Origin of the sequence: Bradyrhizobium sp., assembly GCF_035935975.1 — a bacterium.
In the GTDB taxonomy this organism is placed as follows: Bacteria; Pseudomonadota; Alphaproteobacteria; order Rhizobiales; family Xanthobacteraceae; genus Bradyrhizobium.
The window spans coordinates 349,646-364,053 of record NZ_DASYWN010000013.1; the positions used below are offsets into that span (position 1 = coordinate 349,646).

Sequence of the window (14,408 nt, forward strand, 5' to 3'; positions counted from 1 at the left end):
ATACTGGATCACCCGCTTCGCGGGTGATGACGCCTGCTTTGGAGAGACAGAGTGCCCCGTCACCCCCACAATCAAAACCGCCGCGCCCCTTTCGGGACGCGGCGGTTCGGTGATGCCTGGCGTCGGTGCTTAGCTGTTGCGCAGGCCGTCGGCGGCGCGCTTCCACTGGGCGACGTTGTCGGCGATCATGCGGGTCGACTTCATCGCGGCCTGGCTGAGTTGGGCGTAGCCGGAGATCTCGCGCTGGACGCGCTGGCCTTCGGCATGGAGCAGGTCGCGCAGGCTCTCGAGCTCGGAGATCAGATTCTCGATCTCGGCGAGCGAGGTGCCGGCGACGCGCTGGATCAGCGAGTTGACGTTGTTGACGGTGGCTTCCGCGTTCGGATCGAGCGGCGGCGTGTCGGTGGTGCTGGTCGCCGCCGGACGGCGCAGATAGGCGATGTCGTTGCGGACGAAATCACGGATGCCGGCTTCGACCTCGGTGACCGCGGCGAGGTTGCTGTCCACGGTTTCGGTCTCGGCGGCTTCGATCTTTTCCGGACGAATGGCGTTCATCGGTGTTCCCCTGTTCGCGTTGAGCGCAGCGCGAGTGTCCCCCGCACGACGGCGTCGGTCATCCGACTAGGGCGTCGGATTTTGACCGCAACTTGGCCGAGATACGGCAAGGGCAGACGATTCGGGGGCTTTGCCGTGGCGTATGGTTAGGAGAGTATGAACGCTGCTGTGAAGATGATCCTATCCCCGCATGGGGGGCGCATACTCGCCGCCAGCAGCATGGCCTCGATCCTTCGAGACACGCTCCTTCGGAGCGCTCCTCAGGATGAGGGGAGAGAGGGGAGCGTTGGACTGCTACCAGCTCTTCTTGAAGCCGGCCGTGACGCTCTTGTTGATCGCGCCCTGCGAGGTCTCGCCGACCGAGCCGGAGACGGTGACGTTGTCGAACAGCTTCTGCTCGGCGCCGACCTTGCGCAGCCATTTGTCGTCGGTGGTCGACAGCGTCTGGCCGGCGGTGACGCTGGTGCCGGTGTCGGTGATCGTGACCTTGGCGCTCTGGTCGGTCTCGTAATTGCGCGTGATGTGCCCGCCGATGCCGGGGACGGCGGTGGTGCCCTGCTGGTTGACGCTGTAGCCGTTCTGCAGCGTCAGCGACGTGTCGCCCGACAGCGGCACCGACTTGGTCAGCGAGGCCCCGAGCTTGCTCTGCTCGGAGCCGGGATCGACGCGGGCTTCCAGCGCGGTCTTGTCCCAGATCTGGCCCGCGCCCGGCGCGGTCGCGGTTGCCCAGGCGCTGCCGGAGGATTGCGGCAGGCTGCCGCCATTGGCCGCCTTCTGCGCCATCAGCTCGGACATCGTCCGCGGCTCGTTCGCGACCGTCATGTCGGCGCCGATCCGCGTGTCCCAGAACTCGAACACCGATTGTTTCACGGTCACGGCCGAGGAGCCGTTGGTGTTGGCGTTCGACGACCAGTTCAGCCCGTTGTTGGCCGCGGCCTGCGCCCGCTTCTTGGCGGCGATGATGTCGTTGAGCGTGCCGGCATCGATGGCGAGCTGGCCCCAGTCGAGCTTGTCGACGTCGATGCCCTTCATCACGTCGGGATCGTTGACGTCAGGAGCCTCCGCCGTCTCGGCCTCCTCGTCGGCCGCGGCCGGGCCGGGAGAGAAGGGCGGAATGATCTGCGCCGAGGCCGTCAGCACCGAGCCCAAGATGAACGCGGCCGCCAGCACCGGCAGCCTGGTCCAGCCAAAACCTGTCGAGAATTCCATCGTCCTGCCCGCGAAGCCCTGCGCATGCCGGCCGATAATATATATCGGCCATCGGTGATGACCATGCGCCATTCCGCGCTCAGAATGCTGATCTATCGTTGCGAAATTGTGGCGGCTCGCCCTCCGACTTTGGACGTGAACCAACGGGCCGCGCGAAAGGTGCGCGCCCGATGACGGCTTTGCCTGCAACGGCATCCGGCGGGGCTGGAGGCCAGGACGTCACAGCAGCCTTTGTCACCGGTCCCGAAAGCGGGACCCGTTGGCGTCCCCCTCAGCCGACGCTGGTCATCTTCGGCAGATGAATGGCGCGGCCGAGTGCCTGCTCAACCAGATCAAAGGTGTCGATCAGCACGCGCATGCTGATCAGCTTGCCGGCCCTGAACTGGGCGAACTGCGCCACCCGCAAGGAAATCGGCTTGTTGGAATCCAGCGCCGTCAGCGAATAGCGCAGCATCGAGGCGGCGGAATCGACGCCCAGCATGATGCTCTCGCGGTCGAAGCGGCGGACCTGGAAATTGTCGGCGAGCTGGTGGATGACGTCGAGCACGGCGTCCTTGCCCTGGCGCGCTCCGAGGAACGGAAACATGTCGATCGGGCCGTAGAGCGCCCACTCGACATCCTCGTCGATCAGGGCCTCGATGTCCTCGAAATGCCGGTCGTTGATCGCGCTGTGCAATGCGCGCGAGAAACGCCAGAGGCTGTGCTCTGTCATTTTGGGCAGTCCTGAAGCTGGCTTTACGGATAAAACGGAAAGCAACCCCATGCACTGCAATGTGCCCCGGGCCGCTCAACTCATTCGTATACAAACAAAATAGGATCTTTCGGCCAAAACGCAATTCACGTTTTTGCAATGCACAATTGATGGCTCTTTGTGAGATTTACAACAGAACCCCGTAATCTACCGGTCTCTCTTGGCTGCGGGTTCCCGTTCGATCGCGATCGCGTCGTCCCGCAGCGCCAGCAGGCCGAACGTCACCGCGCCGCCGATCCCGCCGATCGCAGCCCCGAGCGGCATGAAGGTGAAGAACACCAGCATGCCGCTATAGCCTTCGAAGCTCGTGGTGTGGGCGATCTCGACAAAGGCGAGCCCGGCCCCGACGCCCAGCGCCGCCCCGCCGAGCTCACCCAAAAACAGCCCCAGCAATGCAAGCAACACGACTTTCATCGACAAACCCCAGCCGGCGTGCACAACGCCCAGCGGATGGGTCTGGCACGCGGGGAGGGAGGTTCAAATCGGGGCGCTACACCCCGTCCACCCGCGCTCCCGTGATCAACGGCCCGATCTCGCGCTCCAGCACCTGCTGCACCAGATCGTAGGAATCGATGATCTCGCGAATCTGCGCCACCAGTCCGCCGCGGAAGGTGTAGAACACCGCCATGTCGAACTGCACGATGCGGTCGTTGCTGCGCTTCCTGAAATAGGTGTGCATGTAGGTCGCGACCTCGTCGCCGTCGGCGAGGATGTGCGGCGCCTTGTAGCGGACTTCCGAATAGCGCGACCAGATCGTCTCCCAGAGCGCGCGCAATTCGGCCTTGCCGTGGCGCGGCACCATGTGCGGCAGCGCGTCGATCGGCGCGTGGGTGAGGAAATCGACGTCGTCGGTGCAGCACGACAGCGCGGCCTCGATATCGCCGCGCGCAAAGCCGTCGAGCAGATGCAGCACCCGTTGCCTGTTCAGCTTTTCAACCGTCATGCCGCTCCCGCCCTCATTGGCCGTGGATTGCAAACGCTATCGTGCGGCTCGAGGGTCCATCAATCCGCAAGAACACAGGGCTCATTGCAGCTTGAGACGCGCGAGCACAATGCCCGGTTCATGGGGGTGCAATTGCGGGTTGCGAGCATATTCGCGTGCAAGAATTCGTGCGGCGTTCGCGCATCGCGATGACGCCGTGCGCATATCGTCTGACGCGCCCCGCCATGCCGCGCGCTAGGGAACCTGGACCTGTCGGCGTTCGTTGATGCGAAGACACGTATTGGACACCGCATCCGGAGACATCGACCCATGGAATCCAAGCTTCTCACTGCGGCCGCCGCGCTCCTCATGCTCGGCGCAAGCTCCGCCGCCAACGCCAAGGGCTGCATCAAGGGCGCCGTCGTCGGTGGCGTCGCCGGCCACTATGCCGGCCATCACGGCGTACTTGGCGCCGCCGCCGGCTGCCTCTACGGCCGCCATCACGCCAAGGAGCAGGAGAAGCAGCAGCAACAGCAGGGCCAGGTGAGCGGGCAGGGCAAGCTGTAGCTTCCCGTCATTCCGGGGCGCGCGTCAGCGCGAACCCGGAATCCATCCCACCTCCTTGTTCCGGCGCCGAAAAAGCGCGTGACCCGCCTCACATCGCGCCCCTCCCGCCGCGGCTAACGTCATGTCCATGTCATCTGGGAGACGTGCCATGGCCGCCATCGCCGCCGCGAGAAAGTCCCGCCTGCACAACACGCTGGAAGGCCTCGCGCTGACCGCGATCCTGCAGAGCTTCCCGACCTTCGCCGCCGCTGCCTTCCTGCTCAAGCTGGTCGGCAACCACGACCTCGTCGGCGACCCCGGCGTCGCCATCTTCGTCGCAATGGCATCGCTGATGCACGCGCTGTTTGCTGTGACCCTGGGCCCGAGCTTCCCCGCCTTCTTCAAGACCGTCTACGAACCAAAATTCTTCGAGGCTCACCTGTCGCTGTCCGACAAGATCACGGCATGGCGCACCCAGCCGGTCGCCTCGCTCCAGCTCGTGACCATCGTGCTGCTGCTGTCGGTGATGGCGGTGGTGACGGCGAGCGTGGGGTGAGCGCCATGCCCTTCATCACCGCGTCGAAATCCGCACCCCTCAATTGGCTCGAAGGCTTTGCGCTCACCACGATCCTTCAGGGCTTCCCGATCTTCGCCGCCGCGTCGCTGATGGTGAAACTGCTGGGAGACACTCACGGAGGCAGCCACGTCCTCACCATCGCGCTGGCGTCGATCTTCTACAGCATCTTCGTCGTCGCGATCGGGGCTGCACTTCCAGGGATCAAGAGCGGCTACGAAGCCCAGTTCTTCGACGCCAGCCTGTCCTTCTCCGAAAAGATCGCCCGCTGGCGCGCCAAGCCCGCGACGTCGCTGGAGCTCATGGCGTCGGTGCTGCTGCTGTCGTTGCTTGCGACGATCGCAGGGTGAGGAGCCGAGATCTCTCCGCCCGTCATTCCGGGGCGCCGCGAAGCGGCGAGCTATGGTGCGCAATTGCGCATTTGAGAATCCATAAGCACGACAAGCGCTGATGCGCTGCCCTACCTCTTCTTCCACCCACCCCGTCGCCCCGGCTGCCCACCCGTCGACTTCGGCGCGGGCCCGAACTCCGGGCCTGACTGCCGCGAATCCGTCGGCTGGATGATCCGGCTGGTGCTGCCGAACGGCTTTGACGGCAGACTCGGGTTCTCACGATAGGGCAGGGATTCCGGGCCGTGCATCTCGTCGAGATGCGGCTTGTGGACCTTTGAGCCACTGCCGCCGCCGCTGGCTTTCAGCGCCGAGCTCACGGTCTTTTTCTTCATGGCGCTGACGGGAAGGTTCGCGGCGTCGCCGTATTTCTTCGCGCCCGCATAGGCGCCGGCCTTGCCCGCAACGACGCGCTGCTTCGCGGTGGGATCGTCGACGACCGCAAGCTCGGTGGCGCGCAGACGCTTGACCTCGTCGCGCAGGCGGGCGGCTTCCTCGAAGTTCAGATCGGCGGCGGCCTCGCGCATGCGCGTTTCCAGATCGGCGAGCACGGCTTCGAAATTGTGGCCGATCGAGATGACGTCGTCGGTCATGTCGTGACCGCCGACCTCGACCAGCACGTGGTCGCGCTCGTAGACGGAGTTGAGGATGTCGCCGATCTGCTTCTTCACGCTCTCCGGCGTGATGCCGTTGGCGGTGTTGTACTCGACCTGCTTTTCACGGCGCCGGTTGGTCTCGGCGATGGCGCGCTCCATCGAGCCCGTCATGCTGTCGGCATAGAGGATCACCTTGCCGTCGACGTTGCGCGCGGCGCGGCCGATGGTCTGGATCAGCGAGGTCTCACTGCGCAAAAAGCCTTCCTTGTCGGCGTCGAGAATGGCGACCAGCGCGCATTCGGGGATGTCGAGGCCTTCGCGGAGCAGGTTGATGCCGACCAGCGCATCGAACGCGCCCAGACGAAGGTCCCGGATGATCTCGATGCGCTCGATGGTGTCGATGTCGCTGTGCATGTAACGGACGCGAATGCCCTGCTCATGCAGATATTCGGTGAGGTCCTCCGCCATGCGCTTTGTGAGCACGGTGATCAGCGAGCGGTAGCCGGCCTGCGCGGTGGCGCGGACCTCGCCGACGAGATCGTCGACCTGGGTGCGGGCGGGGCGGATGTCGACCGGAGGATCAATAAGTCCGGTCGGGCGGATGACTTGCTCGACGAACACGCCGCCGCTCTCGTTCAGCTCCCAGCCGCCGGGTGTCGCCGACACCGCAACCGTCTGCGGCCGCATCATGTCCCATTCCTCGAAGCGGAGCGGCCGATTGTCCATGCACGAGGGCAGGCGGAAGCCGTATTCGGCCAGCGTCGCCTTGCGACGGAAGTCGCCGCGGAACATGCCGCCGATCTGCGGCACGGTGACGTGGCTCTCGTCGGCGAAGACCAGCGCGTTGTCGGGCACGTATTCGAACAGTGTCGGCGGCGGCTCGCCGGGCAGGCGCCCGGTGAGATAGCGCGAATAGTTCTCGATGCCGGCGCAGCTTCCCGTCGCCTCCATCATCTCGAGATCGAAGGTGGTGCGCTGCTCCAGCCGCTGTGCTTCCAGCAGGCGGCCCTGGTTGTTCAACTGGTCGAGCCGCATCTTCAGCTCGGACTTGATCGACTTGATCGCCTGCACCAGCGTCGGGCGCGGCGTCACATAGTGCGAGTTGGCGTACATCTTGATGAATTCGAGCTCGTCCTGCTTGTGGCCGGTGAGCGGATCGAACTCCTCGATGGTCTCGATGGTGTCGCCGAACAAATTCACGCGCCAGGCGCGGTCTTCATAGTGCGCCGGGAAGATGTCGATGACGTCGCCGCGGACGCGAAACGTGCCGCGGGTAAAATCGGCCTGGGTGCGCTTGTACTGGAGCGCGACGAGGTCGGCGATGAGCTGGCGCTGGTCGATGCGCTCGCCCTTCTTCAGCGCAAAGGTCATCGCGGTGTAGGTCTCGACCGAGCCGATACCGTAGATGCAGGACACCGACGCCACGATGATGACGTCGTCGCGTTCGAGCAGCGCGCGCGTCGCCGAGTGGCGCATGCGGTCGATCTGCTCGTTGATCGAGGAGTCCTTCTCGATATAGGTGTCGGTGCGCGGAACGTAGGCCTCGGGCTGGTAGTAGTCGTAATACGAGACGAAGTACTCGACCGCGTTGTCCGGGAAGAAATTCTTGAACTCGCCATAGAGCTGGGCGGCGAGCGTCTTGTTCGGCGCCAGGATGATGGCGGGGCGCTGCGTCGCCTCGATCACCTTGGCCATGGTGTAGGTCTTGCCGGAGCCGGTGACGCCGAGCAGCACCTGGGAGCGGTCGTTGCGCTGGATGCCCTCGACCAGCTCGGCGATCGCGGTCGGCTGGTCGCCGCGCGGCTCGTAGGACGACTTGATTTCGAAGCGCACGCCGCCTTCGGACTTTTCCGGCCGCGGCGGCCGATGCGGGGTCCACACCTTGGTGGAGCCGTCGTCCTTGCGGAACTCCGGCCGGCCCTCGCGGATCAGCGATTCCAGCGCGTCGGCGGTGGCCTTGACGCCGAGCGCCTCCATCTTGGAGCGCGGCGGCCGCGCCAGCGCCTCGGCATCGTCCTCTTCGGTGGGAAGGCCGAGCTGCCGCGCCAGTTCCGGATCCAGCGTCGGGATCGTGGCCGCGGTGCCGTAATTGGCCTGCGGCGCCTCGTCGAAGCCTTCGCTGGACGCGCGCGCCCCCGCCGGCTGCGGATTGGGCCGCAGCGGCATCGGTTTGGCATTGTCCTGCGGAAACTCCTTCGGCGTCGAGGCCCGGGCGCGATGGGCGGCGGCCTCGCCCCCGGCGCGGCGGTCGCGCGAATTGTCCGGCGGCGGCTGCAGGCCCGTGCCGGATCCCAGCCCGGCATCGCCGCGATTGATCGCGGGATTGAGCAGTTCGGCCAGCGCCGGCCCGATCGGCTGCACGTCGGGCCGGTGCGCCTTCGAATTCGGGGCCTTGGTTTTGGGGGATTTTGGGGGAGCAGGTTTCTTCGCCATGCCCCGAATATGGGACGAGTCCGCCGCTCAGAAAAGGGCGAATGCCCGTCCGTGCTCAGGCTGCTGACAGCAGGTTGGCAGCAGGGGCGATTACGCCGCCACCCCGATCTTTTGCGCGATCAGCTTCGGCGCGTCCGACCAAGAGGTGAAGTCGACGCCGAATTGCAGGGTCTTCATGTGGAGGTCGTCGCGGCACACCTTGATATGCTCTGCATTCTCCGTGATGAAGAGCGTCTCGCGCAGGGTGCCATGGATCCCGGCTCGCTTGAGTGCGGTCTTGAACACTTCGGCGGCGGGCTTGAGCTTGCCGGCGTGGGTTGACAGCGTCACGCGTTCGTTGACCGGCTCGAAGAAACCCCGCAGGTGGGTTTTGTCCAGCACCTGGAGGTATTCGGCGAACGCCGCCGCGATAGCGTCCGGGGTTCGCGGTTTCGGCATCGTGTAGTCGGAGACCAGGCACATGACCAGCGGCTTGTGGTCCGCCGTCTTCAGGGCCTTGAGCGCGCCAAGGGCTTTCTCGACCCCGGGATACGGTGCTTGAGGCACCTTGTGGGTGTCGATGAGCGTGTCGCCGAGGTCAAGCAGCAGAGCCTTGATCATCGTCGTGCCTCGCTCGTCGGTGAGCTGCCCCTCACGCCGCCGGGAGCGGCCCCTCGTCATCCCCGGCCGTGCGGTGCGGCTTGAGGATGTCGAGATGAATGCCGCCGCAATCGGTGCAGCGCATGGTCCAGTACTCGCACCCGGCGCGGCCGCCGATCACACGGAGCACCGTGAGATCGCCGTCGCATTCGGGGCAATTCGACAACACCGACCGTGCGTAGGATATGGCCAGCGGCTGGGTCTCTTCGATCTCGAATTGCGACATCGCCGGTTCCTCTATTGCGCCGCGCTATGATGGGATGCTGGCCTATTGGTCGTCGGTTCGCCGGCGGAAGCGATCGATGTGATGCTTGGCATCGCGGATCGCCGCGTCGCGGTCGGGCCAGGCGAAGCCGACTTCCATGGCCGGAAACAGCACGCCGTCGATGGCAAGCGGGCTGAAATCGGCACGGCGAATACGGGCATGCCAGAGGCCCTTGCCGGCCTCGAAGGATTCGATGTCAAAGCCGTCGTAGAGAGTCGTCATATGTAGTCCCCAGAGAGTCTTGTTCGAGCGTCTTATTGGAGGGTCAGGGGACCACGTTTGCGGATTTTGGGATGTGAAGCGGTTCACAAGCGGCCGGCTTTTTTGCCCGCCAAGGAACCATCAAGGGAACTGTCGAGCGTCAGTTCCGCGCGGCGGTACGGCCGATCCGCTTGATGGGCCGGGCCGCGGGCTCGGAGGCTGCGCGCATGATCCAGCGGCGGAACGCGGCGAAATCGCGCTGTTCGGTCTGGAAACTGCGATAGAGCAGGTACCATCGCATGCCCTTGGGCACCGAGAGATCGAACGGCGCGACCAGCCGGCCGGCGGCGAGGTCGTCGTCGATATAGGGCCGGATGCCCATGGCGATGCCGAGCCCGTCGGCGGCGGCCTGGAGCGCCTGGCCGTAGAACTGGAACTCCGGCCCACGCGCGTTGATGCGGGAAAGGTTCGCGGCCTTCAGCCAGATCGGCCAGTCCTCGGGCGAATGCGCGACGCGGATCAGGCTCGGTCCCTTCAGATCGGCCGGACGCTTCAGGCCGCTCGCCAGGCGAGGCACGCAGACCGGCGTGAGGTCGCCGGCGAACAGCGGCTCCGCCACCAGCCCGGGCCAGTCGCCGGTGCCGAGCTTGATGCCGCAGTTCCAGTCCTCGCCGAACGGCACCAGCGCGCCGCCGGTGGTGAAGCGCACCTCGATGTCGGGCTCCTCGCTGCGAAACTCCGACAGGCGCGGGATCAGCCAGCGCATCGCAAAGGTGTGGCCGACCCCGATGGTGAGCACGCGCACGCTGGAGGGCGCGGTCACCTGCGCGGTGAGGCTTGCGAGCGCATCGAAGATCGGCGTCAGCCCGCTTTGATAGGCACGGCCGGCCTGCGTCAGAACCAGCTTGTTGGCCTTGCGTTCGAACAGCGCGACGCCGAGCCGCTCTTCCAAGAGATGCACCATGCGGCTGACGGCGGCCGCGGACACGCTGAGCTCGAGCCCCGCCGCAGCAAAGCTGCCGGTCCGCGCCGCCGCCTCGAATGCCTTGATGCCGTTGAGAAACAGCAGCCGCCGCAAATGATCCACCCTCAGGAAAGCTGATGCCAGGGCAAGATAACTCAGTTTGCGCAGAAGGGGCAAGCGGGGCACGTTCCCCTTCGCCTCTCCCCGCAAGCGGGGCGAGGGAGTGAAACAGTTTGCGTCCCTTACGTGCCCACCACAGGAGAATCCCTTCGTGACGCCCATCATGATCGCTGCCCTTGGATTGCTGATGGTCGCCACCGCGTTCCTGTCGGGGCTGTTCGGCATGGCGGGCGGGCTGATCCTGATCGGCGTGCTGCTGGCCCTGATGCCGCTGCCGACCGCGATGGTGCTGCATGCGATCACGCAGATGGCCTCGAACGGCTGGCGCGCGTTTCTGTGGCGGGCGCATATCCGCTGGCGGCCGGTGGCGAACTATATGGTCGGTGCTGCCGTCGCGCTCGCGGCCTGGTCGCTGACCCGCTACGTGCCGGACAAGCCGATGGCGCTGCTGCTGCTCGGCGTCACCCCGTTCATGGCGCGCCTGGCGCCGTCGAACATCAAGCCGGACCCTGATCGCCTCTGGCAGGGCACGGTCTACGGCACGATCTGCATGGGCCTGATGCTGATGACCGGCGTGTCGGGCCCGCTGCTCGACACCTTCTTTCTCGGCGGCGATTTCGGCCGTCGCGAGAAGGTGGCGACCAAGGCGATGTGCCAGCTCGTCAGCCATTTCACAAAACTGATCTATTTCGGCGGCGTCATCGACCAGGCCGCGAGCCTCGATCCCGTGCTCGCCGGCGTTGCGATCGCAGCCTCGATGCTCGGCACCACGCTGGCGCGGCGCATCCTCGAAGCCATGACCGACCAGCAATTCATCGCGTGGTCGAACAAGCTGATCACCACCATCGCCTGCTACTACGTCGCCCATGGCGGCTGGCTCCTGCTGCGTACGCCGGTGCTGGCCGCCCTTGCCAAAGGTGGCTTCCAATAAAGGGAGGTTTGCAATGAGCGAGACCGCCGATCCGCTGGTGCTGGACTTCGTCGAATGGATCGCGCGCGAGCCGCGCGCCTATGCCGAGGTGATCTCGACCTGGAAGACCTCGTGCCCGCGCCTCACCATCTGGGAAGACGCCGCCGAGCGCGGCTACGTCGCGCGCGAGACGATCGCAGGCCTCGGTCTGGTCATCGCGGTGACGGAAGGCGGCGAGAGGTTTTTGCGGATCAACGGGCGCTGAGCACGTCGCTTCGACTTGCTCTCGCCGGAGTGCTAAAGCATGATCCGGAAAAGTGCGCAGCGGTTTTCCGAAAAGATCATGCTCAGACAACGACCTAAAGCGCGATGACGATTCATCCAAATCTCATCGCGCTTTAGCGCGAAGGCGCCGCGAGCCGTGGCCGGATGATCTCGACCATGCGTTCAGCCGAGGTGCCCGGCGGAAAGAAGCCGAGATATTTTCCGTCGCGATCCATGAGATAGATGAAGGACGTGTGGTCGACCGTATAGCCGCCCGCGTCCTTGCCGATCGGGATCTTGGCAAAATAGACCTTGTAGGCCTCTGCCGCTGCTCCGATGGCGTCGAGGCTACCGGTGAGTCCGAGCAGCCGCGGATGAAACATCGGCACGTATTCGGCAAGATGCTCAGCCGTATCGCGTTCGGGATCGAGGGTGATGAAGACCGGTTGCACGGCGTCGCTGTCCGGGCCGAGCTGCTCGAGCGCCTGTCCGATCGCCATGAGGTCGGTCGGACAGACGTCGGGGCAATAGGTGAAGCCGAAATAAACCAGCATCAGCCGCCCGCGAAAGTCGCGGTCGCTGCGCGGCTTGCCGGTCTGGTCGATCAGTTCGAACGGCCCGCCGACCGGCTCCCGATTCCACATCAGGATGTCCATGGTCTCCGCGGCCGAGCGCGCCTGCGCCACTCCCGCGCAGGCCAGCGCCAGTATCACGCAAAGCCAGGCGCCTCGCATCACAGCCCGAAGGTGAGGCGGCTGCCCGTCGTCGTCACGATCACCTTGCCTTCCATCTGGGCATTGGCTTCCTGTGCGAAGTTGAGGCCACTGCAATGCATGGGCACCACGACGTCAGGATCGAGCGCCTTGATCTCGCTCACGACCTGCGTCAGATAGTCCTTGGGCGCCGGGCCGAGATGGAAGCCGCCGACGACGGCGTGCACCTTCTGGATGCCCGACACTTCCTGCGCCTGCCTCACCGAATTGACGATGCCGACATGGCCGCAGGACGAGATCACGACGAGGCCGAGATCCCGCACGTTGAAGCAGGTGGCGTGCTCGTGGATGTGCTCGTCCGGCACGATCTTGCCGTCCATCTCCGCCGGCAAATAATGGCCGACATTGCAGCCCAGCCCGTCTTTGATGCCGAACTCGACCAGGGTGTTCGGCAGCACGCGCTCGCTGCTGCGGCGGGTGATCTTGCCGGTGGTGAAGGCATGGTCCGCGATCACGGTCGGGGTTTCGCACAGCACGGTCGTCACCTTCTGAGCCGCGAGCTGCCGGCGGTCGAGGGTGCCGAAATCGGCGAACTGCCCCTGCGTCGGCGTCGGGTTGACGCGGTGGCAGAAATTATCCTCGCCACCTGCATAGAGCTTGAGGTCGGCGGGCAGCTTGTCGCGGAACTTGTCGAGGAAGCCGTTCAGGCCGCCGAAATGATCGTAATGGCCGTGGCTGACGATCAGCGCATTGAGCTTGGCCGGATCGACGCCGATCAGCGCCATGTTGTTGAGCAGAACCTCGGGCGTGTAGCCGTAGTCCAGCATCAGCGTGCGCTGATTGCCGCCGCCCTCGGATTCCAGCCAGAGCGACAGCCCCCATTCATTGTGCAGCGACTTGCGGAAGTCGCCGCCGCGCGCAGCCGGTGCGATCGAGACGCCATTGATCTGCTTGGGGCGAAAGAACAGATCGAAACTCGAATCCACGAGAACGCGGATCGAGAGCTTGTCGACGGTCGGAACGGCGATCGGCGCGGCGTTCGCGATCTCGACACAGGTGAAGGCATTTGCGGCCGCTGCTCCGGCCAATGCCGCCGAGCCGAGAAGGAAGTCGCGCCGTGGAATGGTCCTCGTCATTGCAATGCCTCCCGATGTTTGAAATGCCCTGAGCTTAGGTCCAATCCGGGGCCGGCTCAACAAGGCGCGGCCGGTCCGGCGCGAGGGCCAGCGAGGCTGTCGGGTCACACCCCGACACCGGCGACAGGACGGCTTTCTTGCGCTCCCTGTCATGAAGGCTACTCTGTTCGGCAGTTGCAGCAATGGGAATTGATCATGTCACTTAAACTCTACGAGCTCGTCGGCACCGACGCCTCGCGTCCCTTCAGCCCGTATTGCTGGCGCACGCGGATGGCGCTGGCGCACAAGGGGCTGGCGGCGGAGACGCTGCCCTGGCGCTTCACCGAGAAGAGCGCGATCGCGCCGCACGGCTCGGAGAAAGTTCCGGTGCTGCTGCATCACGACAAGCCGGTGGTGGATTCCTGGGCGATCGCGAACTACCTGGAGGACAATTTTCCAAACCAGCCGTCACTGTTCGGCGGCGAGGGCGGCCGCGCCATGGCGCGCATGATCAATGCGTGGGGCGACATTGCCATTGTCGGCGGCATCTTTCCGCTGATCATCGCCGACATCCCGAAGAACCTCGCCGAGGTCGATGCCGCCTATTTCCGCCAGTCGCGCGAGGCGCGTTTCGGCGGCAAGAGTCTCGAAGAGACCATGGCCAGCCGCGATACCGGCGTGATCGCGTTCCGCAAATCGCTGGAGGTGCTGCGGCAGACGTTGAAGAAGCAGCCCTTCATCGGCGGCAGCGCGCCGAACTATGCCGACTACATCGTGTTCGGCGGCTTCCAGTGGGCGCGCGCGGTGAGCCCGTTCAAGCTGCTGGAAGCCGACGATCCGGTCTACGGCTGGCGCGAGAAGCTGCTCGACGCGTTCGACGGCATGGCGCGGACATCGCCGGGACATCAAGTGTAGGCTTCGTAGCCCGGATGGAGGGTAGCGCAATCCGGGGCCGGTGCCTGCCGAGCGAATCCCGGATTACGCTTGCGCTCCATCCGAGCTACGCACCTCCGCCGCTGCTTTCCGCAAACACTCCCGGCACAGACAATCCTCGCCCTTGACCGGCATCGGCAGCCGCGCCGTCTCCTCCGCGCACCAGCACTTGCCCGAGAGATCGCAGCCGAACTCGGTGCCGCAGCGGGAGCAGGCGAGGCGGCGTGGTTCCGGCAGGGGGAAATCTTTCGCAATTGTCATGATTTACCCAAAAGCTGCGCCGTCATTTTCATGTCGGGTTCATCTGTC

At 65.0% G+C, this 14,408-nt stretch carries 19 protein-coding genes; 6 read left to right on the top strand and 13 right to left on the bottom strand.

Annotated features, from left to right (window positions below):
* Window positions 1-129: 129 nt before the first annotated feature.
* From VGR99_RS07380 to VGR99_RS07400, 5 genes are all read right to left on the bottom strand, one after another.
* Window positions 130-555 (bottom strand): hypothetical protein, encoded by a 426-nt coding sequence (locus VGR99_RS07380; protein WP_326897663.1) that lies wholly within the window; start codon window positions 553-555, stop codon window positions 130-132.
* Between the two features lie 294 nt (window positions 556-849).
* Window positions 850-1,764, bottom strand: coding sequence for a hypothetical protein (locus tag VGR99_RS07385; protein ID WP_326897664.1), 915 nt, complete (start codon window positions 1,762-1,764; stop codon window positions 850-852).
* A 271-nt stretch (window positions 1,765-2,035) separates the two neighbouring features.
* Window positions 2,036-2,476 carry a nuclear transport factor 2 family protein gene (locus VGR99_RS07390; protein ID WP_326897665.1) on the bottom strand — a complete coding sequence of 147 codons (441 nt, stop codon included), beginning with the start codon at window positions 2,474-2,476 and terminating at the stop codon, window positions 2,036-2,038.
* 186 nt (window positions 2,477-2,662) lie between these two features.
* The gene (locus VGR99_RS07395) at window positions 2,663-2,929 is read right to left on the bottom strand and encodes a hypothetical protein (protein ID WP_326897666.1); all 267 of its coding nucleotides are present in this window, start codon (window positions 2,927-2,929) and stop codon (window positions 2,663-2,665) included.
* Window positions 2,930-3,005: 76 nt separating this feature from the next.
* The gene (locus VGR99_RS07400; RefSeq protein ID WP_326897667.1) at window positions 3,006-3,458 is read right to left on the bottom strand and encodes a nuclear transport factor 2 family protein; all 453 of its coding nucleotides are present in this window, start codon (window positions 3,456-3,458) and stop codon (window positions 3,006-3,008) included.
* A 309-nt stretch (window positions 3,459-3,767) separates the two neighbouring features.
* Between VGR99_RS07400 and VGR99_RS07405 the strand changes: the two genes are divergently transcribed.
* The 3 genes from VGR99_RS07405 to VGR99_RS07415 all read left to right on the top strand — a co-directional run bounded on the left by VGR99_RS07405 (window position 3,768) and on the right by VGR99_RS07415 (window position 4,907).
* Window positions 3,768-4,004, top strand: coding sequence for a hypothetical protein (locus VGR99_RS07405; protein ID WP_326897668.1), 237 nt, complete (start codon window positions 3,768-3,770; stop codon window positions 4,002-4,004).
* 148 nt (window positions 4,005-4,152) lie between these two features.
* Window positions 4,153-4,539, top strand: coding sequence for a hypothetical protein (locus VGR99_RS07410; protein ID WP_326897669.1), 387 nt, complete (start codon window positions 4,153-4,155; stop codon window positions 4,537-4,539).
* Window positions 4,540-4,544: 5 nt separating this feature from the next.
* Window positions 4,545-4,907: a hypothetical protein gene (locus tag VGR99_RS07415; protein ID WP_326897670.1), complete on the top strand. Its 363-nt coding sequence runs from the start codon at window positions 4,545-4,547 to the stop codon at window positions 4,905-4,907.
* Window positions 4,908-5,017: 110 nt separating this feature from the next.
* Here VGR99_RS07415 and uvrB read toward each other — a convergent pair whose 3' ends face one another.
* The 5 genes from uvrB to VGR99_RS07440 form a co-directional block, all read right to left on the bottom strand.
* Entirely contained in the window at window positions 5,018-7,975 is a 2,958-nt protein-coding gene (uvrB, locus tag VGR99_RS07420) for an excinuclease ABC subunit UvrB (protein ID WP_326897671.1), read from the bottom strand.
* A 90-nt stretch (window positions 7,976-8,065) separates the two neighbouring features.
* Window positions 8,066-8,575: a hypothetical protein gene (locus tag VGR99_RS07425; protein WP_326897672.1), complete on the bottom strand. Its 510-nt coding sequence runs from the start codon at window positions 8,573-8,575 to the stop codon at window positions 8,066-8,068.
* Between the two features lie 31 nt (window positions 8,576-8,606).
* Window positions 8,607-8,840 (bottom strand): hypothetical protein, encoded by a 234-nt coding sequence (locus VGR99_RS07430; RefSeq protein WP_326897673.1) that lies wholly within the window; start codon window positions 8,838-8,840, stop codon window positions 8,607-8,609.
* 42 nt (window positions 8,841-8,882) lie between these two features.
* Window positions 8,883-9,101 carry a hypothetical protein gene (locus VGR99_RS07435; protein WP_326897674.1) on the bottom strand — a complete coding sequence of 73 codons (219 nt, stop codon included), beginning with the start codon at window positions 9,099-9,101 and terminating at the stop codon, window positions 8,883-8,885.
* Between the two features lie 139 nt (window positions 9,102-9,240).
* Window positions 9,241-10,158: a LysR substrate-binding domain-containing protein gene (locus VGR99_RS07440; RefSeq protein ID WP_326897713.1), complete on the bottom strand. Its 918-nt coding sequence runs from the start codon at window positions 10,156-10,158 to the stop codon at window positions 9,241-9,243.
* Between the two features lie 157 nt (window positions 10,159-10,315).
* On the opposite strand from VGR99_RS07440, the gene VGR99_RS07445 reads away from it, so the two are divergent.
* Both VGR99_RS07445 and VGR99_RS07450 read left to right on the top strand, forming a co-directional pair.
* The gene (locus VGR99_RS07445) at window positions 10,316-11,095 is read left to right on the top strand and encodes a sulfite exporter TauE/SafE family protein (protein WP_326897675.1); all 780 of its coding nucleotides are present in this window, start codon (window positions 10,316-10,318) and stop codon (window positions 11,093-11,095) included.
* 13 nt (window positions 11,096-11,108) lie between these two features.
* Window positions 11,109-11,339 carry a hypothetical protein gene (locus tag VGR99_RS07450; protein ID WP_326897676.1) on the top strand — a complete coding sequence of 77 codons (231 nt, stop codon included), beginning with the start codon at window positions 11,109-11,111 and terminating at the stop codon, window positions 11,337-11,339.
* 133 nt (window positions 11,340-11,472) lie between these two features.
* On the opposite strand, the gene VGR99_RS07455 is transcribed toward VGR99_RS07450, so the two are convergent.
* Window positions 11,473-12,072 (bottom strand): SCO family protein, encoded by a 600-nt coding sequence (locus tag VGR99_RS07455; RefSeq protein ID WP_326897677.1) that lies wholly within the window; start codon window positions 12,070-12,072, stop codon window positions 11,473-11,475.
* Entirely contained in the window at window positions 12,072-13,187 is a 1,116-nt protein-coding gene (locus VGR99_RS07460) for an MBL fold metallo-hydrolase (RefSeq protein ID WP_326897678.1), read from the bottom strand. The genes VGR99_RS07455 and VGR99_RS07460 overlap by 1 nt, the downstream gene beginning before the upstream one ends.
* 195 nt (window positions 13,188-13,382) lie before the next feature.
* Here VGR99_RS07460 and VGR99_RS07465 point away from each other — a divergent pair, with 195 nt between their 5' ends.
* Window positions 13,383-14,081, top strand: coding sequence for a glutathione S-transferase family protein (locus VGR99_RS07465; protein ID WP_326897679.1), 699 nt, complete (start codon window positions 13,383-13,385; stop codon window positions 14,079-14,081).
* Window positions 14,082-14,144: 63 nt separating this feature from the next.
* On the opposite strand, the gene VGR99_RS07470 is transcribed toward VGR99_RS07465, so the two are convergent.
* Window positions 14,145-14,360 (bottom strand): cysteine-rich CWC family protein, encoded by a 216-nt coding sequence (locus tag VGR99_RS07470; protein WP_326897680.1) that lies wholly within the window; start codon window positions 14,358-14,360, stop codon window positions 14,145-14,147.
* Between the last annotated feature and the right edge of the window lie 48 nt (window positions 14,361-14,408).